General features: G+C 73.5%; 14 protein-coding genes. 11 read left to right on the plus strand and 3 right to left on the minus strand.

Features of this window, described 5'->3' with window-relative positions:
- Positions 1-220 precede the first annotated feature (220 nt).
- The 9 genes from ACLJPL_RS24995 to moeZ all read left to right on the plus strand — a co-directional run bounded on the left by ACLJPL_RS24995 (position 221) and on the right by moeZ (position 12,340).
- Positions 221-1,945 carry an ABC transporter substrate-binding protein gene (locus ACLJPL_RS24995; RefSeq protein ID WP_411083164.1) on the plus strand — a complete coding sequence of 575 codons (1,725 nt, stop codon included), beginning with the start codon at positions 221-223 and terminating at the stop codon, positions 1,943-1,945.
- Between the two features lie 20 nt (positions 1,946-1,965).
- Positions 1,966-2,955 (plus strand): ABC transporter permease, encoded by a 990-nt coding sequence (locus ACLJPL_RS25000; protein WP_411083165.1) that lies wholly within the window; start codon positions 1,966-1,968, stop codon positions 2,953-2,955.
- A complete protein-coding gene (locus tag ACLJPL_RS25005) occupies positions 2,952-3,941 on the plus strand; it encodes an ABC transporter permease (protein ID WP_411083166.1) in 990 nt (329 codons plus the stop codon). Before ACLJPL_RS25000 ends, ACLJPL_RS25005 begins: the two co-directional genes overlap by 4 nt.
- Positions 3,938-5,620, plus strand: a complete 1,683-nt coding sequence (locus ACLJPL_RS25010; RefSeq protein WP_411083167.1) for a dipeptide ABC transporter ATP-binding protein — start codon at positions 3,938-3,940, stop codon at positions 5,618-5,620. The genes ACLJPL_RS25005 and ACLJPL_RS25010 overlap by 4 nt, the downstream gene beginning before the upstream one ends.
- Positions 5,621-5,810: 190 nt before the next feature.
- Positions 5,811-7,679 carry a DUF3492 domain-containing protein gene (locus ACLJPL_RS25015; protein ID WP_411083168.1) on the plus strand — a complete coding sequence of 623 codons (1,869 nt, stop codon included), beginning with the start codon at positions 5,811-5,813 and terminating at the stop codon, positions 7,677-7,679.
- Between the two features lie 34 nt (positions 7,680-7,713).
- Positions 7,714-8,994: a hypothetical protein gene (locus tag ACLJPL_RS25020; RefSeq protein WP_411083169.1), complete on the plus strand. Its 1,281-nt coding sequence runs from the start codon at positions 7,714-7,716 to the stop codon at positions 8,992-8,994.
- 266 nt (positions 8,995-9,260) lie between these two features.
- A complete protein-coding gene (locus ACLJPL_RS25025; RefSeq protein WP_031123076.1) occupies positions 9,261-10,226 on the plus strand; it encodes an NAD-dependent epimerase/dehydratase family protein in 966 nt (321 codons plus the stop codon).
- On the plus strand, positions 10,214-11,038 hold the full coding sequence (locus tag ACLJPL_RS25030) for a spherulation-specific family 4 protein (protein WP_411083170.1): 825 nt from the start codon (positions 10,214-10,216) through the stop codon (positions 11,036-11,038). The genes ACLJPL_RS25025 and ACLJPL_RS25030 overlap by 13 nt, the downstream gene beginning before the upstream one ends.
- Before the next feature lie 123 nt (positions 11,039-11,161).
- The gene (gene moeZ / locus ACLJPL_RS25035) at positions 11,162-12,340 is read left to right on the plus strand and encodes an adenylyltransferase/sulfurtransferase MoeZ (protein WP_411083171.1); all 1,179 of its coding nucleotides are present in this window, start codon (positions 11,162-11,164) and stop codon (positions 12,338-12,340) included.
- A 162-nt stretch (positions 12,341-12,502) separates the two neighbouring features.
- Here the strand turns inward: moeZ and ACLJPL_RS25040 are convergent, their stop codons facing one another.
- From ACLJPL_RS25040 to ACLJPL_RS25050, 3 genes are all read right to left on the minus strand, one after another.
- Entirely contained in the window at positions 12,503-14,059 is a 1,557-nt protein-coding gene (locus ACLJPL_RS25040) for an alpha/beta hydrolase (RefSeq protein WP_411083172.1), read from the minus strand.
- 172 nt (positions 14,060-14,231) lie between these two features.
- Positions 14,232-15,830 carry an alpha/beta hydrolase gene (locus tag ACLJPL_RS25045; protein WP_411083173.1) on the minus strand — a complete coding sequence of 533 codons (1,599 nt, stop codon included), beginning with the start codon at positions 15,828-15,830 and terminating at the stop codon, positions 14,232-14,234.
- A gap of 256 nt (positions 15,831-16,086) precedes the next feature.
- On the minus strand, positions 16,087-18,975 hold the full coding sequence (locus ACLJPL_RS25050) for a lysylphosphatidylglycerol synthase transmembrane domain-containing protein (protein WP_411083174.1): 2,889 nt from the start codon (positions 18,973-18,975) through the stop codon (positions 16,087-16,089).
- A gap of 221 nt (positions 18,976-19,196) precedes the next feature.
- On the opposite strand from ACLJPL_RS25050, the gene ACLJPL_RS25055 reads away from it, so the two are divergent.
- Together ACLJPL_RS25055 and ACLJPL_RS25060 are read left to right on the plus strand one after the other, a co-directional pair.
- Positions 19,197-19,850: an MGMT family protein gene (locus ACLJPL_RS25055; RefSeq protein ID WP_411083175.1), complete on the plus strand. Its 654-nt coding sequence runs from the start codon at positions 19,197-19,199 to the stop codon at positions 19,848-19,850.
- A 251-nt stretch (positions 19,851-20,101) separates the two neighbouring features.
- Positions 20,102-23,680, plus strand: a complete 3,579-nt coding sequence (locus ACLJPL_RS25060) for an ATP-dependent helicase (protein WP_411083176.1) — start codon at positions 20,102-20,104, stop codon at positions 23,678-23,680.
- The last annotated feature ends 13 nt before the right edge of the window (positions 23,681-23,693 follow it).

Consider the following 23,693-nt stretch of genomic DNA (forward strand, 5'->3'; position numbering starts at 1 on the left):
GCCTGTCCGAGCGCGCGTCGGCCCTTTCGCTTTCCGTGAGCCCCTGAGCGGCTCCGGTGGCCCGATCACTGCCGCGCCCGGACGTATTCCGTCCGCAGGCGCGGCATTTCTTATCGCCCGGCCCGTTTCGAGGCCAGGACCTTCTCCGGCTGTCGCCTGCGCGGATTCCCCTTCCCCTTTCCGCGTCATTCTCCGCAGCACTCCGAGAGGTCACCTTCCGATGCGTCAACCCTCCGTCATATCGCGCCGCGTGGCAGCGGCCACCCTGGGTCTCGTCCTGGCCGCGGGCGCGGCGGCCTGCGGCCCCGAGGACAGCAAGAGCGGCGACAGCGGCTCCGGAGCCGAGGGCAAGCCGGGCAAGGGCGGCACCCTCACCATCCTCAACCGCAACCCGCAGCAGGACTTCGACCCCGCGCGCCTCTACACCTCCGGCGGCGGCAACGTCCCCTCCCTCGTCTTCCGCACCCTCACCACCCGCAACCGCGAGGACGGCGCCGAGGGCGCGCAGGTCGTCCCCGACCTGGCCACCGACCTGGGCAAGCCCAACAAGGACGCCACCGTCTGGACGTACACCCTCAAGGACGGCCTCAAGTACGAGGACGGCACCGCGATCACCTCCGCCGACGTCAAGTACGGCATCGAGCGCTCCTTCGCCCCCGAACTCTCCGGCGGCGCGCCCTATCTGCGGGACTGGCTGATCGGCGGGGCCGACTACCAGGGCCCGTACAAGGACAAGAAGGGCCTCGACTCCATCGAGACGCCCGACGACAAAACGATCGTCTTCCGGCTCAACAAGCCCGAGGGCGAGTTCCCCTTCCTGGCGACGCAGACCCAGACCAGCCCGGTGCCCCGGGCGAAGGACACCGGCACCAAGTACGAGGAGCGCCCCCTCGCCTCGGGCCCGTACAAGGTCGTCAGCAACGAGAACGACGGCGAGCGGCTCACCCTGGAGCGCAACCCGCACTGGTCGGCGAAGACCGACGAGGAGCGCAAGGCGTACCCCGACCGCATCGAGGTCCGCTCCGGCCTCGACTCCGCCGTCATCAACCAGCGGCTCTCCGCCTCCCAGGGCGCCGACGCCGCCGCCGTCACCACCGACACCAACCTCGGCCCCGCCGAACTCGCCAAGGTCAGCAGCGACAAGAAGCTCGCCGCCCGCGTCGGCACCGGCCACTTCGGCTACACCAACTACATCGCCTTCAACCCGAAGGTGAAGCCCTTCGACGACCCGAAGGTGCGCCAGGCCATCTCGTACGCCGTCGACCGCTCCTCGGTCGTCAACGCGGCGGGCGGCTCCTCGCTCGCCGAGCCCGCGACGACCTTCCTGCCCAACCAGAAGTCGTTCGGCTACACGCCCTACGACCACTTCCCGGCGGGGAAGACCGGCAACGCGGAGAAGGCGAAGGAGCTGCTGAAGGAGGCCGGTTACGACAAGGGCCTCACCGTCACCCTCACCCACTCCAACGCCAAGGACTTCGAGACCAGCCCGGAGATCGCCACCGCGCTCCAGGCGGCGCTCAAGAAGGCCGGAATCACCGTCGAGCTCAAGGGCCTCGAGGACAACGACTACTCCGACACCATCCACGACGCCAAGCGGTCGCCGGGCTTCTTCCTCGCCCACTGGGGCGCCGACTGGCCCTCCGGCGGCCCCTTCATCGCCCCGATCTTCGACGGCCGGCAGATCGTCAAGGACGGCGCCAACTACAACACCAGCTTCCTGAACGACCCCGAGGTCAACAAGGAGATCGACGAGATCAACAAGCTGACCGACCTGAAGGCCGCCGCGACCCGCTGGGGCGCGCTCGACGAGAAGATCGGCGAGAAGGCGCTGACCGTGCCGCTGTTCCACCCGGTCTACAAGCGGCTGTACGGCCAGGACGTCAAGAACATCGTCATCAGCGACTGGACCGGCGTCCTCGACGTCTCCCAGGTCGCGGTCAAGTAACCGGACGCGGTCGAACCACCATGTCCGAAGCCCTGCTGGTCAAGGAGGCGGGAGCGGCGACGGCCGTCGCCCCCGCCTCCGGGGCCCGGCTGTTCTGGCGGAGGCTGCGCGCCCAGCGCGCGGCCTCTGCCGCGGCCCTCGTCGTCCTCCTGCTCGTCCTGGTCGCGCTCGCCGCGCCGCTGCTCACCGCACTGGCCGGCCAGGACCCGAACACCTACCACCCCGACCTCGTCGACTCGGCGGCCGGCGGTGTCCCCATCGGCTCCTTCGGCGGCATCAGCGCCGACCACTGGCTCGGCGTCGAACCGCAGACCGGCCGCGACCTGTTCGCCCGGATCGTGTACGGCGCGCGGGTCTCGCTCGGCGTCGCCCTCGTCGCCACCATCCTCCAGATCACCCTGGGCCTGGTCATCGGCCTCGCCGCCGCGCTCGGCAGCCGCTGGGTCGACCAGCTCCTCAGCCGGATCACGGACGTCAACGTGGCCCTGCCGATCATGGTCATCGCCCTGGCGCTCCTGGCGATCGTCCCCGAGACCTTCCCCCGGCCCGTCCTGATCGCCCTGGTCATCGGCGGCATCAACTGGGCCGGTACGTCGAAGATCGTGCGGGCCCAGGCGCTCACCCTGAAGTCCCTCGACTTCGTCTCGGCGGCCCGGCTCAGCGGACGCGGCACGTGGTCCATCGCCCGCCGGGAACTGCTGCCCTCGCTCGCCGCCCCCGTGATCACGTACGCCGCCCTGGCCTTCCCCACCAACATCATCGTCGAGGCGGCCCTCTCCTTCCTCGGCGTCGGCATCAAACCGCCCACCCCGTCCTGGGGCCAGATGCTCACCGAGGCCGACACCTGGTACCAGGCGGCCCCCACGTATCTGCTGCTCCCCGCCGGGCTCCTGTTCGTCACGGTCCTCGCGCTCACCGTCCTCGGCGAGGGCGTGCGCACCGCACTCGACCCGCGCGCCGCCTCCCGGCTGCGCGTCGGCACGAAGTCCGCCAAGGGGGACGCGGCATGACCGGCTTCCTGATCCGGCGGCTCGGCGGGGCCGTCCTCGTCCTGCTCGCCCTGACCGTCATCCTGTACGGGATCTTCTACGTCGCTCCCGGCAACGTCGCCCAGCTCGTCTGCGGCCCCCGCTGCTCACCCGCCCAGCTCGCCCAGGTCACCGAGCAACTGCGCCTGGACGACCCCCTGTACGTGCAGTACGGGCACTTCCTCCAGGGCATCGTCGCCGGGCGGGACTTCTCCACCGGCGTCGGCGTCGAGCACTGCTCCGCGCCCTGCCTCGGCGTCTCCTACCAGTCCGACCAGCAGGTCACCCAGCTCATCCTGGCCAAGCTCCCGGTCACCGGATCCCTGGTCATCGGCGCCTTCGCCGGCTGGCTGCTGCTGGGCGTCGGCACCGGCGTGCTCTCCGCCTGGCGGCGCGGCCGGCTCACCGAGCGCGTGCTCACCTGGCTGACCCTGGCGGGCTCGGCCACCCCGGTCTTCGTCATCGGACTGCTGCTCATCATCGTGTTCTGCTCCACCCTCCAGTGGCTGCCCGCCCCCTCCTACGTCCCGTTCGCCGAGGACCCCGAGCAGTGGGCCTGGGGGCTGCTGCTGCCCTGGGCGTCGCTGGCGCTCATCGAGTCCGCGAAGTACGCGCGCCTCACCCGCAGCGCCATGCTGGAGACCCTCGCGGAGGACCATGTGCGCACCTTCCGCGCGTACGGGGTCGGGGAGCGGACGATCGTCGGCCGGCACGCGCTCCGGGGCGCGGTGGCGCCTGTCATCGCGCTCAGCGCGCTGGACTTCGGCTCGATGTTCGGCGGCGCTGTGCTCACCGAATCCCTCTTCGGCATCCCGGGCATCGGCCGTGAACTGGTCCACGCGGTCAAGGTCGTGGACCTGCCGGTGGTGGTCGGCATGGTGCTGGTCACCGGGTTCTTCGTCGTCCTCGCCAATGCCGTCGCGGACCTGCTGTACGCGCTGGCCGACCGACGGGTGGTCCTGTCATGACAACTGCTCAGCCCCTGGTGGAGGTGGTGGACCTCACCATCGACTTCGGTTCCGTCCGGGCCGTCGACGGGCTCTCCTTCACCCTGGAGGCGGGCGGCGCACTCGGCGTGGTGGGGGAGTCCGGCTCCGGCAAGAGCGCCTCCGCCTACGCCCTGCTCGGCCTGCACCGGGGAACCGGGGCCCGGGTGGGCGGCACGGTCCGCGTCGCCGGTACGGACGTGAACGCGGCCGACGACGCCGGGCTGCGGGCGCTGCGGGGCGCGAAGGCCGCCATGGTCTTCCAGGACCCGCTGTCCTCGCTCGACCCGTACTACCCGGTGGGCGACCAGATCGCCGAGGTGTACCGGGTCCACCACCGCGCCTCCCGCAGGGCCGCCCGCGCCCGGGCCGTGCAGGTGCTGGACCGGGTCGGCATCCCGGACGCGGCCCGCCGCTCGCGGCTGCGCCCGCACGAGTTCTCCGGCGGGATGCGGCAGCGGGCGCTCATCGCGATGGCGCTGGCCTGCGAGCCGCGGCTCATCGTGGCGGACGAGCCGACGACCGCGCTCGACGTCACCGTGCAGGCCCAGATCCTGGACCTGCTGCACACCCTGCGCCAGGAGACCGGCATGGGGCTGCTGCTGGTCACCCACGACGTGGGCGTGGCCGCCGAGAGCGTGGACGACGTGCTCGTCATGCGGGCGGGCCGGGAGGTGGAACGCGGCCCGGTCGCCCGGGTGCTGGGCGCGCCGCGCGAGGCGTACACGAAGGAACTGCTGGCGGCCGTGCCGAGGGTGGAGACCCGCAGGGCGGCGCCGGTGGCGGTTCCTGGACAGCGCGCCGCCGCCGACTCCGTACCGCTGCTCGAAGCAGCCGCCGACTCCGTACCGCTGCTCGAAGCCGTCGACCTGCGGCGCGAGTTCGGGCGGGGGAGCGGGCGGGTCGCCGCCGTGGGCGGGGTCTCGCTCACCGTGCACGCCGGGCAGACGCTCGGCATCGTCGGGGAGAGCGGCAGCGGCAAGACCACGCTCGGGCGGATGCTGGTGCGCCTGCTGGACCCGACCGCGGGCCGCCTCCGTTACGGGGGTACGGAGATCGGCTCGCTGTCGGACAAGGAGCTGCGGCCCTTCCGGCGCGAGCTCCAGATGGTGTTCCAGGACCCCGTCGCCTCGCTCAACCCGCGCCGCTCGGTCGGGGAGTCCGTGGCCGACCCGCTGCGGGCCGCCGGGGAGAGCGACGAGGGGCGCGTACGGGACCGGGTGGGCGCACTCCTGGAGCGCGTCGGGCTCGACCCGGCGCACTTCGAGCGCTACCCGCACGAGTTCAGCGGCGGACAGCGCCAGCGCATCGGGATCGCCCGCGCCCTGGCGGCCGACCCGAAGGTCATCGTCTGCGACGAACCGGTCTCCGCGCTCGACGTCACCACCCAGGCGCAGGTCGTCGCGCTGCTCGCCGAACTCCAGCGCGAGCTGGGCATCGGCCTGGTCTTCATCGCCCACGACCTGGCCGTGGTCCGCCAGGTCAGCGACCGGGTCGCGGTGATGCGCGGCGGCCTGATCGTCGAACAGGGCAGTGCCGACGAGGTGTACGGAGACCCCCGCGACCCGTACACGAAACAGCTGCTGGCGGCCGTTCCGGCGCTCGATCCCGGCCTCGCGGCGGCCCGCCGGGCGGCCCGCAAGGAGCTGGCCGCAGCCTGACTCTCCGTAATAACCGACCGCTGTATCGCGACGGAACGCGACCGGGCCGGGAAAGTTACGAGGGTTCACCCCTTTCGGTGGTGCGACGGACAACCGTCCGTCGCACCACCGGCGTATCCGCTTACGGTCGTCCCGCTGCGAGTCGCCATTTCAACGGCGGCCGCCCACAAGGGAGATCGGGGGTGTACTCGTGCGGATCGGACTGCTCACCGACGGTGGTTATCCGTATGCGACCGGTGAGTCCAGGCTCTGGTGCGACCGGCTCGTGCGCGGGCTGCCGCAGCACGAGTTCGACCTCTTCGCGCTGAGCCGCTCCGCCCACCAGGAGGACCAGGGCTGGGTCAGGCTGCCGCACCACGTCAGCCGGGTGCGCACCGCACCGCTGTGGACTCCCGAGGACGGCACCCTGCGCGGCAGCGGCGAACGCGGCCTGCTGGCCCGGCTGGTGACCGGCGGGGGCGCGTCGTACGGGCGGCGCGACCGCAGACGCTTCACCGAAGGGCTGACCGCCCTCGCCACCGCGATCTGCGCCACCGAGGACGCCGGGACCGAACCGGCCTTCGACGGGGGGCTCTTCACCGAGGGCCTGTACGGTCTGGCCGAGCTGGCCCGGGAGCGCGGCGGACTCCACCTCGCCCTGCGCTCCGAGACCACCGTACGGATCCTGGAAGCGGCCTCCCGCGCCCGGGGTGCCGGCCGGACCGTGCGCGGCGCCACCGTCACGGACCACCTCGCCGTCGCCGCCGAGCTGGAGCGCGCCCTGCGCCCGCTGTCGCTCGACTGGTACGACCAGGAGAGCCTGGGCGCGGTCGACCTCTGCCACGCCGCGTCCGGCGGGGCGGCCGCGCTCCCGGGGCTGTTGGCCAAACGCTTCTTCGGAGTACCGCTCCTGGTCACCGAGCACGGCGTGCAGTTGCGCGCGCACTACCTGGCCGCGACCGACGCGCCCTTCGGCGCTCCCGTGCGCGCCCTGCTCGCCGCCTTCCACGGACAACTGGCCGCCGAGGTCTACCGGCAGGCCGCCCTCCTCACCCCCGGCAACACCCATGTGCGCCGCTGGCAGCAGCGCTGCGGGGCCGACCCGGCCCGGCAGCGCACGGTCTACCCGGGCATGGCCGCCGAACGCTTCTCCCCGGTCGGCGAGGACGACGACGCCGGCGGGCCCGACACGCTGGTCTGGGTCGGCCGGATCGAGCCCGCCAAGGACCTGATCGCCCTGCTGCACGCCTTCGCCGAGGTCCGCCGCGCCGAACCGGACGCCCGGCTGCGCGTCTTCGGCCCCCCGGCCGAGGGCGACGAGGGCGCGGCCTACCTCGCCCACTGCCGGGCGCTGGCCGCCCAGCTCTTCCCCGACGAGGCCACCGGCGCGCACACCGAGGGCGTCAGCCCGGTCACCTTCGAGGAGATCGGCGGCCCCGAGGTCCCCGACCTCGCCGAGGCGTACGCGGCGGGCGGCGTGATCGTGCTGTCCAGCGTGGTCGAGGGCTTCCCGGTCAGCCTGGTCGAGGCGATGTTCTGCGGCCGGGCCACCGTCTCCACGGACGTCGGAGCGGTCGTCGAAGTCATCGGCGGCACCGGACTGGTGGTGCCCCCGCGCAATCCCCGGGCGCTCGCGGACGCCTGCATCGCGCTGCTGCGCGACCCCGAGCGCCGGGCGCGACTGGGAGCGGCGGCTCGCGCCCGGGCGCTCGAACTCTTCACCGTGGAACAGAACCTGGCCGCGTTCCGCGGCATCTACCTGGAGCTGATCTCACACGCCCCGGTGCGCCGGGAGGCCGACACGGTCGACGCCCACGGCGAGCCCCTCCTCTTCGCCACCCCGGCGGAGGCCCGGCTGCTCGGCCACTGGACCCAGCCGCAGCTGCCGGCCGCCGGGATGGCGGGGGCGCGCGTGCCGAGCTGGGCCGCCGGGGCGGAGCGTGAGCCCTCCCGGCAGTCGACGCCTTCCCGGCGGCCCGGGCTTTCCCGGAGGCCCGAGCCTTCCCGGCAGCCGGAGCCGTCCTTGACGTCCGAGGGCGTCTGCGCGGCCGTCTGCGGGCCGGGGGACGGCGATGCGTGACCACCCGAACCGTCCCGACCACGGAGACCACCCGATGTCCCGTCCTCCGGAGGACGCCACGGCGTCCGCCGATGCCGTCGAGCTCGTCGCCGCCGTGCCCGCCGACGCTGTGGCAGCCGCCGTGCCCGCCGACGCTGTGGCGGCCGCCGTCCCCGCGACGTCCTCCACGCACGACGCCGCCGCCGGGCCCGGCCGCCCCGCCGAGATCGCGCCGCGTGCCGTGCGGCGCAGGACCGCCGCTCCCGCGCGCCGGGGCCCCGCCGACCCCGTGAAGTCCCTGATGCACCACCACCGCGACCTGTGCGAACGGGCCGTGAGCCCGCTGGAGATCGCCGCCGGTCTGGAGGCGCACGGCCTCACCGACCGCACCGCCGCCCGCTACCGCCACCGGGACGTGTTCTCGCTCGCCGAGGAGCTGTACGCCCGCACCCCGGCCCGGCCCGCCGAGTCCGCCGTGACCGCGCCGCCGCACCCCGGGCCCGACGCCGGGGCCCGCGCGGGGTGGACGCTGCTCGCGCTGCTCCCCGGAGCCGCGTGCCTCGCCACCGCGGGGCTGCTCCGGGTCACCGAAGGGGCGCTCGGCGGGGGAGCGCGGGCCGCCGTGACCGTCACCGGCGCACTCCTGGCGTGCCTGGCGCTCCGGCTGTGCCTGGGCCGGGGCCCCCTGCGCGCCCCCGAGGGGGCCGGTCGCGCCGCGCTGTACGGCTGCTGGCTCCTGAGCTTCTCGGTGTACGGCGAGGAGCTGCTCGCCCAGGTCGTCAGCGGCGGCCCGGACGGCCCGTGGGAGGCCGCACCCGCGCCTCTGCTCGGGCTCGCCGCCGCCATCGCCCCGGCCGCCTGGTGCGCCCACCTCTTCACCGTGCGGGCCCACGGCAAACTCACCGGCAGCCGCGCGCTGGAGGAGTTCGGCGCGGGAGTGCGCCCCCTGCTCCTGGCGGCCGTCGCCCTCTTCCTCTGCGCCCTGCTGCCCCTGCTGTACCTGGCCGACCTCGGCCTCGGCGGCAACGGGACGCCGGTGGGGGCCGCCGCCCTCGGGGTGCTGTTCTTCGTGGCCCGGCTCCTCGCCGCGCACGGACTGCCCGAGCCGGGGACGGTCGCGCTGGCCGCCGCGTGCGCCATGGAGGCCGCTGCCCCGGCCCTGGTCCTCGCCGGACGGCTGCCCGGCCTCGAACCGCTGGCCCGCCCCGTCCACGCCCTCGTCGAGGCGGGCGGCACCGGAGCCGTCCCCGCCCTGGCCTGCGGCGCGGCGGCCCTCGGACTGCTGCTCCACGCCTCGGCCGCCCTCTCCCGGGCCTCGGCCCACACGAGGACCTGACCCGGCCGCCCCACCCACGTACCACCGCACCCCCCTCCAAGAACCGCACCACCGCACCACCGATCCACCCCCACGAACCGCACCACCGATCCACCTCCCACGAACCGCACCACCGCACCACCGCCACGAACCGCACCACCCCGCGGAGCCGACGCCGCGGGTCCTGTCCGCACCGCACGAACTGACTGCCTCACCAAGGAGTAACCCGCCATGACCCCCCAGTCCCCCGCACCGGCAGCCCGCCGTCGGCACCGAGGCGGTGCGCGATGAGGGTGCTGCTGCTCGGAGCCAACGGATTCCTCGGCCGCTTCGTCGCCGACCGGCTGCTCGCCGACCCCGCTGTCCACCTCACGGCCCTCGGACGCGGCGACGACGCCGACGTCCGGTTCGACCTCGCCGGCGGCAGCCCGGGAGCGCTCACCCGCTTCCTGGACGCCGTCCACCCCGGAGTCGTCGTCAACTGCGCGGGCGCCACCCGCGGCGGCGCCCGGGACCTCACCCGCCACAACACCGTCGCCGTCGCCACCGTCTGCGAGGCCCTGCGCCGCAGCGGCTGCGGGGCGCGGCTCGTCCAGGTCGGCTGCGCCTCCGAGTACGGCCCCTCGCAGCCCGGCTCCTCCACCGCCGAGGACGCGATCCCGCGCCCCGGCGGCCCGTACGGCGTCAGCAAGCTCGCCGCCACCGAGCTGGTCCTCGGCTCGGGTCTCGACGCGGTCGTGCTCCGGGTCTTCTCACCGGTCGGCCCCGGCACCCCGGCGGGCTCCCCGCTCGGCCGGCTCGCGGAGGCGATGCGCCGGGCCATGCAGTCCGGCGACGGCGAGCTCAAGCTCAGCGGCCTTGGCGTGCAGCGGGACTTCGTCGACGTACGGGATGTGGCGCGGGCCGTCCACGCCGCCTCGCTCTCCGCCGCCCAGGGCGTCGTCAACATCGGCACCGGGCGGGCCGTCAGGCTCCGTGACGCCGCCGCCGTCCTCGCCAGAGTCGCCGGGTACGCCGGCGCACTCCACGAGCTGGACACGCCCCCCGCGCGCCTGCCCATCGGGGCCCCGCGCACCTCCGCCGAGTCGGTGATGGAGCACCTGTCCGCGACCCCGTCCCCGTATCCGGACGGCTGCGGGGCCTGGCAGCAGGCGGACGTCCGCACCGCGCGGGACCGGCTCGGCTGGCGGCCCCGGATCAACCTGGAGGAGTCCCTCGCGGACATCTGGATGGAGGCGGCGTGCCGCATCTGACCGCCCCCGCCGACACCCGCAGGACTGCCGGCGGCGAGCAGCTCGGCTTCGGCGTCCCCGGCTACGCCCACCCGCTGCTCGCCCCCGTCGAATGGGCCGAACTGGTCCGCCCGGGCACCCCGCTGCACTGGGCCGTCCTGAACATCGCGGACGGCCCCGGCACCCGGCCCGACCCGCACTGCCTGGAGGCCGCGGGCCGGCTCCGCAACGCCCGGGAGCGCGCCCTGCACGGGGAGGCCCCGGACGACTCCGTACGCGCCTGCGGCGGCCGGCTCCTCGGCCACCTCGACCTGGCGCACGGCGAGCGCCCCTTCGACGAGCTGATCGCCGACGCCCGGGCGTTCATCGACTGGTACCGGGTCGGCGGCTTCTACCTGGCCCGCTGCCCCGCCGAGCGCGCCTCCCTGCCTCCGGTCCGCCGTCTCACCGGCACGCTGCACGCCCTGCTGGCGGAGAGCGACAGCGCGGACGACGGCGGCCGGCTGGTCCTGGGCCACGGGACCCACCCGTATCCCGGTTACGCGGAGGCGGCCGACCAACTGGTCACCTTCCAGGGCCCGTGGACCGACTACCGCTGGTCACAGGTGGCGGAGTGGACGGCGGACTACCCGCCGGAGCGGTTCGCGCACTTCGTCCACGGGGTGCCGCGCACCCATCTCGACGAGGCGATGCGCGTCGCCCGCTGGCAGGGCGCCGGGACGATCTTCTTCACCGACCGGGACGGACGGAGCGGACAAAGCGATCCATTCGCGGCGCTGCCCAGGTACTGGGACGAAATCGTCTCGCGGATCGGACCCGGTATCTCGGAATGAGAAGGGGCGTGGCAGTGTTGCAGGCAAGAACAACCGTACGTAGTCGATGCACGCGGCCCTCGCAGTCGGTGGACGCGTCAGCGACGTACGTAAAATCCGACCACCTGCATTGTTGAGGTTCCTGTGTCGCTGCCACCCCTGGTCGAGCCGGCCGCCGAGCTCACCGTCGACGAGGTCCGCAGGTACTCCCGCCACCTGATCATCCCGGACGTCGGGATGGACGGGCAGAAGCGCCTGAAGAACGCCAAGGTGCTCTGTGTGGGCGCCGGCGGCCTCGGTTCGCCGGCCCTGATGTACCTCGCCGCGGCCGGTGTCGGCACGCTGGGCATCGTGGAGTTCGACGAGGTCGACGAGTCGAACCTGCAGCGCCAGATCATCCACAGCCAGGCTGACATCGGCCGGTCCAAGGCGCAGTCCGCCAAGGACTCCGTGCTGGGCATCAACCCGTATGTCAACGTGGTCCTTCACGAGGAGCGGCTCGAAGCCGAGAACGTGAAGGAGATCTTCGCGCAGTACGACCTGATCGTGGACGGCACGGACAACTTCGCCACCCGCTATCTGGTCAACGACGCGGCGGTGCTGCTGAACAAGCCGTACGTATGGGGTTCGATCTACCGCTTCGACGGCCAGGCATCGGTGTTCTGGTCCGAGCACGGCCCCTGCTACCGCTGCCTCTACCCGGAGCCCCCGCCGCCGGGCATGGTCCCCTCCTGCGCCGAGGGCGGCGTGCTCGGCGTGCTGTGCGCGTCGGTCGGCTCGATCCAGGTGACCGAGGCCATCAAGCTGCTCGCCGGCATCGGCGACCCGCTGGTCGGCCGCCTGATGATCTATGACGCCCTGGAGATGCAGTACCGCCAGGTCAAGGTCCGCAAGGACCCCGACTGCGCGGTCTGCGGCGAGAACCCGACCGTCACCGAGCTCATCGACTACGAGGCGTTCTGCGGCGTCGTGTCCGAGGAGGCCCAGGAGGCGGCGGTCGGCTCGACGATCACTCCCAAGCAGCTCAAGGAGTGGATCGACGGCGACGAGAAGATCGAGATCATCGACGTCCGCGAGCCGAACGAGTACGAGATCGTCTCGATCCCCGGCGCGAAGCTGATCCCGAAGAACGAGTTCCTCATGGGCAACGCGCTCCAGGACCTCCCGCAGGACCGCCGCATCGTCCTGCACTGCAAGACGGGCGTCCGCAGCGCCGAGGTCCTCGCGGTCCTCAAGTCGGCGGGCTTCGCGGACTCGGTGCACGTCGGCGGCGGCGTGATCGGCTGGGTCAACCAGATCGAGCCCGAGAAGCCGATCTACTAGGACCCGCGGAACTCGTCATACGGGGAGGGGGCCGGCCACCTGGTGTGGGCCGGCCCCCTCTTCGTACGCCCAGGGCCCGTCACGAATCTACGTATGCCCGGGCCCGTCACGAGTCTTCGTACGCGCAGGGCCCGTCACGGGTCTTCGTACGCGCAGGGTCCGTCACGAACAGGTCGTGCCGTCCGCCGGGACCTTCCCGTCCAGGAAGTAGCCGTCCACCGCCGACGTCACGCACGCGCTCTCGCCGTACGCCCCGTGCCCCTCGCCCTCGTTGGTGAGCATGATGCCGACGCCCTCGCCCAGCTCGTCCGCCATCTTCTGCGCGCCCTCGTACGGCGTGGCCGGGTCGCCGGTGGTCCCGACGACCAGGATCGGGCCCGCGCCCGGCGCGCTGGTCTCGGGGTCGTCGTGCTCCCCGTCGACCGGCCACTGGGCGCACCAGCCGGCCGTGTCCCAGGCCAGGAAGGGGCCGAACACCGGCGACAGCCTGCGGAACTCCGGCAGCAGCGCGCGGGCCTCCTCGACCGTGGGGCGGGCCTTGGTGTCGGCGCAGGAGATCGCCCGCTGGGAGTGTGCCTGGGTGTCGTAACGCCCCTCCTCGTCCCGCCCGTTGTACGAGTCGGCCAGCTCCAGCAGACCGTCGCCCGTGCCGTCCTTCTCCGCCTCGTCGAGGGCCGCCGTCAGCGTCGGCCAGCCGGACTGCGAGTAGAGCGGGGTGACGATCCCGGTGATGGCCAGGGACTCGGTCAGCTCGCGGCCGGCGCCGGTCGGCAGCGGGTTCTCGTCGATGCGGGCCAGCAGCCGGGCTATGCGCTCCGTGCCCGCCTTCGGGTCCTCGCCACGGTCCTTGAGGTAGTTCTCCAGGGCGCGCTGGAAGCCCGTCGCCTGGTTGCGGGCGTGCCCGACGCCGTCCGCCGTGGGGTCGACGACCGCGTCCAGCACGGTCCGTCCCACGTTGCGCGGGAAGAGGTGCGCGTATGTCCCGCCCAGCTCCGTACCGTAGGAGAAGCCGAGATACGAGAGCTTCTCGTCCCCCAGGACGTGACGGATCAGGTCCAGGTCGCGGGCGGCGTTGGTCGTGCCGACGTGCGGGAGGACCTTGCCCGAGCGGCGCTCGCAGCCGGCCCCGAAGTCCGCGGCGTCCTTGATGAACGCCGTCTCCTCCGCCGCCGTGTCCGGGGTCAGGTCGACGCTCCGGTGGGCCTGTTCCTGCTCCTCGTCGGTGCGGCAGCGCACTCCGGAGCTGGCCGCGACCCCGCGCGGATCGAACCCCACCAGGTCGTAGCGGGAGTTGAGCTTCCCGTACGACGCGGCCGCGCGCGGAAGTATCTCCACGCCCGAACCGCCGGGGCCGCCGAAGTTGAACAGCATCGAGCCGATCCGACGCTTCTTGTCGCGGGCCTCCTTGCGGATCAGCGCGATGGAGATGGTCTCGCCGGACGGCTTCGCGTAGTCCAGCGGTACGTCGACACTCGTGCAGCGCCACTCGGAGCCCGGTGCGTCGCCGCCGCGCGGAGCCGTACAGCGCTTCCAGTCGGGGCGCTGGGAGGTGAGGGCGGCGGGAAGCCCGGGGGAGGCGCTGTCACCGGGGCGGCCGTCCGCCCGCTCGGCCGGTTCCGGCTCCGAGGACAACAGGCCGCAGCCGGCGAGCAGCCCTGCCGTCAGAAGGGCCGCTCCCACGCGAGCGGCGGCCTTCTGGACCCGTCGACGCGCACGCATCATCCGGCTTCCCTCCCCAGGGCCCGAAGCCGGTGTGACGCGTCGGGCGTTTGCGATGTACGGCCATGCTAATCGCCACCGCTGACAGAGCGTCGGGGGCCGGGGCGCCCGAGGAGCGGACCGTCGCCCGAGGCGCGGACCGTCGCCCGAGGGGCGGGCCGGGGACGGGCGGTCAGTCGCAGACCGTGCCCGACTTCGGCACCGTACCGTCCAGGAGGTAGCCGTCGACCGCCTTCTGCACACACGCGTCCTTGCTGTTGTACGCGCCGTGGCCCTCCCCCTTGTACGTCAGCTCGACGCCCACTCCCTCGCCGAGCTTCTCCACCATCGCCTTCGCGCCCGCGTACGGGGTCGCGGGGTCGCCGGTGTTGCCGATGACCAGGATCGGCGCGGAGCCGGGGGCGCTGACGTCCGGGGTCTCCCACGCGCCCGCCACCGGCCAGCCGGTGCAGCTCATCAGGCCCCAGCCCAGGTACTCCCCGAACGTCGGTGACGCCTTGCGGAACGCGGGCAGGGCCGCCTTCGTCTGTTCCAGGCTGAAGCGCTGCTTGCTGTCGGCGCAGTTGATCGCGATGTTGGCGGCGTTGGAGTTGTCGTACCGCCCGTCCTCGGAACGGCCGTTCAGCGAGTCGGCCAGGGCGAGGAGGAGCGCGCCGTCGCCGCCGTCGGCCTCGTCCAGGCCCTGTTCCAGCAGCGGCCAGGTCTCCTTGGAGTAGAGCGCGGACGCGATGCCGGTGGTGGCCAGGGTCTGCGTCAGCGTCCGGTCGCCCAGCCCGTCGATCGGCTCCTTCTCCAGCTTCGCCAGGAGGTCGCCGATCCACTCCTCGACCTCCTCGCCGGTCGAGCCGGGCAGGGCGCACTTGTCGCCCCGGTCCGCGCAGTCCTTCGTGAAGTTGTCGAAGGCGAGCTGGAACCCCTCGGCCTGGCCGATGGAGGACTGCTCGGCGTCCTTGGTGGGGTCGACCACCGCGTCGAAGACCGCCCGGCCGACCTTGTCCGGGAAGAGGTGGGCGTAGACGCCGCCGAGCTCGGTGCCGTAGGAGATGCCGAAGTAGTGCAGCTTGTCGTCACCGAGCACCGTGCGCATCAGGTCCATGTCGCGGGCGGCGTTCGTGGTGCCCACATAGGGGAGTTCGGGGCCCGAGTTCTTCTTACAGGTAGCGATGAAGTCCTTCTGCCCCTGGACGAACTCCTTCTCCTCGGCCGCGTCGTCCGGCGTGGAGTCCTCCTGGTACAGGGCGTCCAACTGGGCGTCGTCCGCGCACTCCACGCCCTCGCTGCGCCCCACCCCGCGCGGGTCGAAGCTCACCAGGTCGTACCGGGTGCGGAGCTTGTCGTAGTCCCCGCCGAAGGCGGGCAGCGTCGCCACGCCGGACGCGCCGGGTCCGCCGAAGTTGAACAGCAGCGAGCCGATCCGCCGCTTCTGGTCCTTGGCCTTGCCCCGGATCAGCGCCAGCTCGATGGTGCGGCCGTCCGGCTCCGCGTAATCCAGCGGTACGTCCATGAAGGAGCACTCCCAGACCGTGCCGCCGGGCAGCGGGGAGGGCGACTCACCACCGCCCTGCGCCACGTTCGGCGCTGGGCAGGGCGACCAGTCCAGCTTCTGCGACGCCAGCTCCTTGGAGGTGGCGGTGGGGGAGGCGGTCGAGGCCCCGGAGGGCGTCGAGCTCCCCTCCCCGCCTCCGTCGTCGCCCGAACAGGCGGCCAGAGGCAGCAGCACGGTGGCGGTGGCGGCGAGGGCGGCGGCACGCAGAGCGGGGGAAGTCCTCATGGGCTCCATCGTGCGGCGGGGGGCCGGGGAGCGCGCGGGGCGCCGGTCCATGCGGGTGGCGGGCGCGCGGCAGCGGGAGGGTCCGTGGCGCGCCTACGGGGGTTCCCTGGGTGTGCTTCCGTACGCCTCTCCGCGCTCCTCGGCGCTCGTCGGTACGCTCCAGGGCTCGTCGGCACCCCTCGATATGCCCCGGGGCTCCTCGGCACCCCTCGGTACGCCCCGTGCTTCTCGTCGCGCCCCAGTGCCCCCAGTACGCCTACAGCTCGCCCTTCCGGGTGAGCTGGTTGAAGCAGATCCAGCCCGGCAGCACCGGCAGCCACAGCGTCATCACGCGGTACAGCAGCACCGCGGGCGCCGCGACCTCCTTCGGCAGCCCGACCGCGATCAGGCCCAGCGTGAGCGCGCCCTCGACCGCGGCGATACCGCCCGGCGTGGGCGCCGCCGAGCCGATGGCGTTTCCGGCGAGGAAGACCACCGCGATGCTCGCGTAGCTCAACTGCGGCACGTCCGGGCCGCTGAACGCCCGGATCGAGGCGTCCAGACAGAGCACGAACAGGCTGGTCAGCAACAGCATCCCCCCGATGCCGGTGACCAGCTTCTGCGGCCGCTGCACCACGTCCAGCATGCGCGGCACGACCCCGGCGAAGAGCGAGCGCACCCGCGTCACCACGAACTTCCGCAGGAACGGGACCGCCGTCACCACCAGCACCAGCACCGCGACCGTCAGCAGACCGGCGATCACCGTCCGGGACGGGGTCAGGGAGTCCGGGGTCTTTTCCGTACCGGTCAGATAACCGAACAGGGCCAGCAGCAGGATGTGGCAGCCGAGGCCGAACAGCTGGGACGCCCCGACGCTCGCGACGGCGAGACCGGGGCGCACTCCGGCGCGCTGGAGGAAGCGGGTGTTCAGCGCCACACCCCCGATGGCCGCCGGCGCGACGAGCTTCACGAAAGAGCCCGCCACCTGCGCCTGCACGGTCTTGCGGAACGGCACCCGCTCCGGGACGAAGCCCAGCAGGCTCATCGCCGCCGCCACGTAGCTGAGCGCCGAGAAGCCGAGGGCGGCCGCCACCCAGCCCCACTCCGCCTCCTCCACGACCGCCCCGAAGTCGGCCTGGGTGACCTGGGAGATCAGGAAGTACGCGGCGATGGCCCCGGCGATGAAGCTGATGAGGGTGCGGGGCTTGATGCGTTCCAGGCGGACCGGTTCGACCGGCGCCTGCGGCCGGATCAGCAGCACCTGGCGGCGGATCTGGGCGAGCAGATCCTCCTCCCGGGCCTCCTCCAGCGCATCGTCCACGGCACGCTTCTCGGCCTGCTTCTCGGTCCGCAGCGACTTGCGCTCCGCCTTGTGGCCGGCCTTCTGCTCGGCCTTTCCTTCAGTCGCGCGCTCGGCATTCCCGTCAGTCACGCGCTCCGCAGTCACGCGCTGCGCGTCGGCCGCGTGCCCGGCCCCGTGATCCGGCGTGCGCTCGGCGGCCGCCGCTGCCGCCGCCGCTGCCGCGTCGTCCGCCTTCGCCTGCTTCGCCGCCTGCGAAGCCTTCAGCACCGCCTCACGCTCGCGCTGCGAACGCTCCCGCGCGATCCGGCGCAGCGTCGCCCGGGAGGACCGGCTCAGCGCGATCGGCTGGAGCAGCGGCAGACAGTCCGCCACGGCGTCGGGACCGAGGACCGCCAGTGCCCCGGCGACGGACCGCTCGGCCCCCACCCGCAGCCCCAGGGTGGTCAGCAACTGGGCCACGTCCATCCGCAGGACCAGGTCGCCTGCGGCGATCTCGCCGCCGCGCAGGTCCGTCACGAACGCCTTGCCGGAACGATCCACCAACAGGGCGTCGCCGGTCAGCCTGCGATGCGCGATCCGCCGCGACTGGAGGGCCTTCACCTGCCGCCAGGCGCTGCGCACCAGGTCGTCGGTGATCTCCTCGTCCTCCATCGCGTCCAGCGACCGGCCGCCGATGTGCTCGTACACGAGCATCACCGCGTCCGGGCCCAGCTCGGAGGTGGCGATCAGTTTCGGCGCGTTCGCCCCGGCGGCGATGGCCGCGTACGCGAGCAGCGCCTCCTGCTCCAGCGCCTGCCGCAGCGACTGGATCGAGCGGCGCTGGGTGATCCCGCGCAGCGTCAGCCGGCGCCAGGCCCGGTAGAAGAACCCCTGGGCCTGCTGCTCCCGGTCCACGACCGTCACGTCCAGCGGCGGCCCGTCCTCCAGGGTGACCAGATACCGCCGCCCCCGGTCGTTCTGGTCGGGGTTGTCCGCCATGTCCTCGGTGCGCATCGCCGCGACCGGTCGGAACCCGACGCGCCGCAGCCCCGCCATCAGGTGCTGGCCGGTGGGGCGGACGTTGGGCGAGCCGACCGCGTACAGCGTTCCGTACGCCACGGTCCAGCCGATGAGCACCGTCAGGATGATCGAGAACGGGGTGGTGTACCCGCCGACGAGCATCGCGAACGCGTCGAGCAGCAGCACCGCCCACAGCACGACCCGCCAGCGCGGCCGTCGCGCCATCCCGACCGCCGTCATGTACGCGATCACCGGCGCGAGGTAGCCGTGCACCGGGTCGGTGAGCCCGTCGCCCGGCTGCGGCTGGGTCAGCGCCTCCTGGATCGTGCCGGGCGCGGAGCCCGACACCCACAGGTCGGTGGCGAGGGTGACCCCGTGGGCGAGCACGGCGGCGAGCACGCCGTCCGCGATGCGCAGCCCGTCCCGTTTGATCAGCCGCTCGATGGCGAAGGCGACCGGCACGAGCAGCACGGCGATGCTGGACACCAGGCCCGCGATCTTGATCAGCAGATCGGGCGCCTGCTCCGTGCCCTTGGAGATGTCGTCCTCGAGGCCGGTGGTGGTGCCCTGGGCGAGCGCGGCGATCGCGAACAGCACGGCGATCGCGGCGATGCCGATGAGCAGCCGCATCAGGTCGGAGGGGCGGTGCACCCGGGCGGGGAGCAGCGGCTCGTCCCCGGAGACGCGGTCGGTCAGCGCGGCTTCGGCCGAGGCGAGCGTCGAGCCGGTGAGGTGGGCCGTGGTGGAGGCGGTGGGACCGTCTGCCCGGAGTACGTCGGCGGGATCCGGGGCACCCGAATGCTCCGGCGCACCCCCCGCGTGCTCCCCGGCATCGGGGGCGTCCGCCGCCTTCGGTGGCTGCACGCCCTGCTCCTTCGTCGCCTCTGGTTCGTCTTCGTGGTCTCGTATCACCGGTCACCGCCCGGATGATGGTGGCACGGCCCGTAAACGGAGAGGAGCATCAGGGTGCGTCGCACGGGCGCGGGATGCGCAACATACGCCCTTTTGCACCGGCGCGCACGCGCGGTCCGCGTACGGGGACGGTTTCGGCCCGGCTGTCGGTGGCGTACGGCAGGATGGGGCGGATGAGCCAGGACCAGACGGGCGGGGGCGGGTCCGGCGCCGCCCCGACCGGTGCGGAATCGCCGGCCGAGCCGCCGGGAGGACTGTGGGCCGAGTCGGCCGCTGATCCGCCGGCCGAGTCGTCCGCCGAGCTGCCGGAGTACGTGGAGCGGGTGCTCGACGTCGCCGACCTGATCCCGCCGGGCCGGGTCATGACGTACGGCGACGTCGCGGAGTGGCTGGACGAGGGCGGGCCCCGGCAGGTCGGCCGGGTCATGGCGCTGTACGGCTCCGCCGTGCCGTGGTGGCGGGTCGTGCGGGCGGACGGGGTGCTGCTCCCGGGCCATGAGCTGCGGGCGCTGGACCACTACCGCGCGGAGGGGACCCCGCTGCGCGAGGCGTCGCGCCGGGCGGACGGGCACCTTCCGCGACTGGACATGCGCCACGCGCGCTGGGACGGCGGCGGGGGCGGTGACGGTGGCGGTGGCGATCCGGACGGTGGCGATCCGGACGGTGACGTCAGGGGCGGTGAACGGCCGGGCGGTCACGGCCAGGGCGGTCGGGACGGTGAGGGGGTTCGGGGCGGTGAGAGTGGTCACGCTGGGGGCGGTCGGGACGGTGACGGTGGTCACGGTGAGGGCGGTCGGGCCGGTCAGGGCGAGCAAACTCACACCTGACGGCTTCCGCGACCGCGCGTGCTGACCCCGCCGCCCGTATCCGCGCCGGCCCCTGTAGCCGCCGGCCCCGCACGGTCCGGTGCGTGACGCGGGACGCAGCGCACCCGCCGCCTCCCGCACCCCCGCTGGCGTAGCGTCGTCACAGCGCGGCACCTGTCCAGCCCCTCTCCTCGTTCCCACAGTTCCCACAGCCTCCACAGGGCCTGCAAGACCTGTCACGACCCGTACACCCACCAGGACCGGCGAACCACGTGAGCTCCTCCTCCACCACCCGGCACAGTCCGCACCGTGCGTCACGGTCGCGGACCACGGGCGCGTACCGCCTGGTGCGCACTCCGCCGGGCTCCGTGGAGCCCCCTCTCCTGGACGCGGGCCAGCGCGCCGTGGTTGATCACGCCGAAGGGCCGCTGCTCGTCCTCGCCGGACCCGGCACCGGCAAGACCACCACGCTCGTGGAGTCCGTCGCGGCGCGGGTGAGCCGGGGAGCCGACCCCGCCCGCATCCTCGTCCTCACCTTCAGCCGCAAGGCGGCGGTGGAGCTCCGCGACCGGATGGCGGCCCGGCTGGGCGCGGCGCGCGGCCCGCAGGCCACCACCTTCCACTCCTACTGCTACGCCCTGGTCCGCGCCCACCAGGACGCCGACCTGTTCGCCGACCCGCTGCGGCTGCTGTCCGGCCCCGAGCAGGACGTCACCGTCCGCGAGCTGCTCGCCGGCCAGCTCGACCTGGAGAAGGAGGACCGGGCCCGCGTCCGCTGGCCCGACGAACTGCGCGCCTGCCTCACCACCCGGGGCTTCGCCGACGAGGTGCGCGCGGTCCTGGCCCGCAGCCGTGAACTGGGCCTCGGCCCGGACGCGCTCGCCGCCTTCGCCCGCCGCACGGGCCGCCCGGACTGGACGGCGGCGGCCCAGTTCCTCGCCGAGTACCTCGACGTGCTCGACGCCCAGGGCGTCCTGGACTACGCGGAGCTGGTCCACCGCGCGGTGCTGCTCGCCGAGCGTCCCGAGGTCTCCGCGCGACTGGCCGGGGCCTACGACGCGGTGTACGTCGACGAGTACCAGGACACCGACCCGGCGCAGGTGCGCCTGCTGCACGCGCTCGCCGGGAACCAGGGGCGCGGGGCGCGGGCGGGGGGCGGGAACCGGGGGCGTGCGGCGGGCGCGGGGGCCGGCCGCACGCTGGTGGCCTTCGGCGACCCCGACCAGTCGATCTACACGTTCCGGGGGGCCGACGTGAACGGCATCCTCGACTTCCCCGACACCTTCCGGCGGGCCGACGGGGCCCCCGCGCCCGTGGGCGTCCTCACCACCTCGCGCCGCTCCGGGGCCGACCTGCTCGCCGCGACCCGGCTGCTCACCCGCCGGATGCCGCTGACCCGGCTGCCCGCCGACACCGTCCGCGCCCACCGCGAGCTGAAGGCCGTCCGCGAGGGCGGCCGGGTGGAGACGTACACCTACCCGACCGCCTCCACGGAGCTGGAGAACATCGCGGACCTGCTGCGCCGCGCCCACCTGGAGGACGGGGTCCCGTGGCGGGAGATGGCCGTGCTGGTACGGGCCGGAGGCCGCTCGCTGCCCGCCGTCCGCCGCGCCCTCACCTCGGCGGGCGTCCCCCTGGAGGTCGACGGCGACGACCTCCCGCTGCGCCACGAACCGGCCGTCGCCCCGCTGCTGACCGCACTGCGGACGGTGGCGACGGCGGCGCTGCACCCGCTTCCCGCAGAGACGACGGAGACGTCAGAGACGTCAGAGACGTCAGAGACGTCAGAGACGTCAGAGACCGCAGAGACCGCAGAGACCGCAGAGACCGCAGAGACCGCAGAGACGACGGAGACTGCGGAGACGGCACAGACAGCAGAGACGACGGAAACCACAGAGACGGCAGAGACGGCACAGACAGCAGCGACGGCAGAGATCGCGGGGACGCCGGGGGACCAGGCCGAGGGCAGAGCGCTCACCTGGCTCGACACCGAGACCGCCCTCGCCCTCCTCACCTCCCCCCTCGGCTCCATGGACGCCGCCGACCTGCGCCGCCTCGGCCGGGCCCTGCGCGACGAGGAGCGCGCCGCCGGAGTCCGGGTCCCCGCCCCCTCCGACGAGCTGCTGGCCCGCGCGCTGGCCGAGCCCGAGCGGCTGGTCACCCACGATCCGGCGTACGCCCACGGCGCGCAGCGCCTCGGCGCGCTCCTGCGCAAGGCCCGCGAGCTCCTCGAAGGCGGCGGCACCGCCGAGGAGGCCCTATGGAGCCTGTGGAACGGCACCCCCTGGCCGGGCAGGCTGGAGCGGGCCGCGCTGCGCGGCGGGGCGGGCGGACGCAACGCCGACCGCGATCTCGACGCGGTGTGCGCCCTGTTCGACACGGCGGCGCGCGCCGAGGAGCGCACCGGGGGGCGCGGGGCCCTCAACTTCCTGGAAGAGGTCGACGCCCAGGACATCGCCGCCGACACCCTCTCCCGGCGGACCGCCCGCCCCGACGCCGTACGCCTGATGACCGCCCACCGCTCCAAGGGCCTGGAGTGGCGGTTCGTCGTCGTCGCCGGGGTCCAGGAGGGGCTCTGGCCCGACCTGCGCCGACGCGGTTCCCTCCTGGAGGCGGACCGGATCGGCCTCGACGGGCTCGCCGAGCCCCTCACCCCCGGGGCCCTGCTCGCCGAGGAGCGCCGCCTCTTCTACGTCGCCGCCACCCGCGCCCGCGAGCGCCTGGTCGTCACCGCCGTGAAGGCCCCCGCCGACGACGGCGACCAGCCCTCCCGGTTCCTCACCGAGCTGGGCGTCGAACCCCGCGACGTCACCGGCCGCCCGCGCCGCCCCCTCGCCGTCGCCGCGCTCGTCGCGGAGCTGCGGGCCACCACGGTCGACCCGGCCGCGTCCGACGCCCTGCGGGACGCCGCCGCCCACCGCCTCGCCCGGCTCGCCGCGCTCACCGACGACGAGGGGCAGGCGCTCGTGCCCGCCGCCCATCCGTCCCGCTGGTGGGGCCTGGACGAACCGACCCGCTCCGCCGTCCCTCTGCGCGACCGCGACCAGCCCGTCACCCTCTCCGGCAGCGCGCTGGACCAGCTCGCCAACACCTGCGCCCTCCAGTGGTTCCTGGGCCGCGAGGTGAAGGCCGACGCCCCGGCCACCGCCGCCCAGGGGTTCGGCAACGTCGTCCACGTACTCGCCGACGAGGTCGCCTCCAGCCGTACGCCCGCCGATCTCGACGTCCTCATGGAGCGCCTGGAATCCGTCTGGAACGGCCTGGCCTTCGACGCCCCCTGGAAGTCCGACCAGGAGAAGGAGCAGGCCCGCGCCGCCCTGGAACGCTTCCTCCACTGGCACGTCCTGGACCGGGGCGGCCGCACCCCCGCCGCCAGCGAGCACGACTTCGACGTGACCCTGGAGGCGGGCGAGTACGCCGTCCGCATCCGGGGCTCCATGGACCGGGTCGAACAGGACGCCGAGGGGCGGGCGTACGTCGTCGACTTCAAGACCGGCAAGGGCGCGCCCACCAAGGAGGAGGTGGCCGCCCACCCCCAGCTCGCCGTCTACCAGCTGGCCGTCCGGGAGGGCGCGGTCGACGAGGTCTTCGACGGCGAGCGGCCCGAGCCAGGCGGGGCCGAACTGGTCCAGCTCCGCCAGCCCGCCCCCAAGAAGGAGGGCGGCGACGCCTTCCCCAAGGTCCAGGCGCAGGAGCCGCCGGCCGGGGGGTGGATCTCCGATCTGCTGGCCACGGCCGCCGGGAAGGTCCTGGACGAACGGTTCACGCCCACCACCGGCGCCCACTGCGCGAACTGCGCCTTCCGCGCCTCCTGCAGCGCGCGGCCGGAGGGGCGGCAGGTGGTGGACTGACGGCATTCGTGGG

The sequence above is a fragment of the Streptomyces sp. cmx-18-6 genome (assembly GCF_046548915.1).
GTDB lineage: Bacteria > Actinomycetota > Actinomycetes > Streptomycetales > Streptomycetaceae > Streptomyces.

Excerpts from the sequence above, each read along its gene's own strand:
- ACLJPL_RS25010 (WP_411083167.1), top strand. The coding sequence starts at position 3,938 with ATGACAACTGCTCAGCCCCTGGTGGAGGTGGTGGACCTCACCATCGAC.
- ACLJPL_RS25020 (WP_411083169.1), top strand. The coding sequence starts at position 7,714 with ATGTCCCGTCCTCCGGAGGACGCCACGGCGTCCGCCGATGCCGTCGAG.
- ACLJPL_RS25040 (WP_411083172.1), bottom strand. The coding sequence starts at position 14,059 with ATGCGTGCGCGTCGACGGGTCCAGAAGGCCGCCGCTCGCGTGGGAGCG.
- ACLJPL_RS24995 (WP_411083164.1), top strand. The coding sequence starts at position 221 with ATGCGTCAACCCTCCGTCATATCGCGCCGCGTGGCAGCGGCCACCCTG.
- ACLJPL_RS25000 (WP_411083165.1), top strand. The coding sequence starts at position 1,966 with ATGTCCGAAGCCCTGCTGGTCAAGGAGGCGGGAGCGGCGACGGCCGTC.
- ACLJPL_RS25005 (WP_411083166.1), top strand. The coding sequence starts at position 2,952 with ATGACCGGCTTCCTGATCCGGCGGCTCGGCGGGGCCGTCCTCGTCCTG.
- ACLJPL_RS25055 (WP_411083175.1), top strand. The coding sequence starts at position 19,197 with ATGAGCCAGGACCAGACGGGCGGGGGCGGGTCCGGCGCCGCCCCGACC.
- ACLJPL_RS25025 (WP_031123076.1), top strand. The coding sequence starts at position 9,261 with ATGAGGGTGCTGCTGCTCGGAGCCAACGGATTCCTCGGCCGCTTCGTC.
- ACLJPL_RS25045 (WP_411083173.1), bottom strand. The coding sequence starts at position 15,830 with ATGAGGACTTCCCCCGCTCTGCGTGCCGCCGCCCTCGCCGCCACCGCC.